The following is a 245-nucleotide window of genomic DNA, read 5'->3' as shown; positions in this document are numbered from 1 at the left end:
GTCGCAACTGCTCTTTAACAATTTATCAGACAATCTGTGTGGGCACTCAAAGTGACATGGATTCTTAACGTCGCAAGACGAAAAATGAATACCAAGTCTTATGAGTGAACACGTAATTCATTACGAAGTTTAATTTCATGAGCATCAAACTTTTAAATTGAAGAGTTTGATCATGGCTCAGATTGAACGCTGGCGGCAGGCCTAACACATGCAAGTCGAACGGTAGCACAGGGGAGCTTGCTCCC

At 42.4% G+C, this 245-nt stretch carries 1 rRNA gene; it reads left to right on the top strand.

The annotated features are described in order from the left end of the window. Positions 1-154: 154 nt before the first annotated feature. Positions 155-245: ribosomal RNA gene (locus tag NNO04_RS22740) — 16S ribosomal RNA — on the top strand; the annotation flags it as partial.

Source organism: Citrobacter sp. Awk 4, assembly GCF_028069725.1.
Classification (GTDB): domain Bacteria; phylum Pseudomonadota; class Gammaproteobacteria; order Enterobacterales; family Enterobacteriaceae; genus Citrobacter_D.
This window is presented reverse-complemented; position numbering and strand designations above follow the sequence as displayed.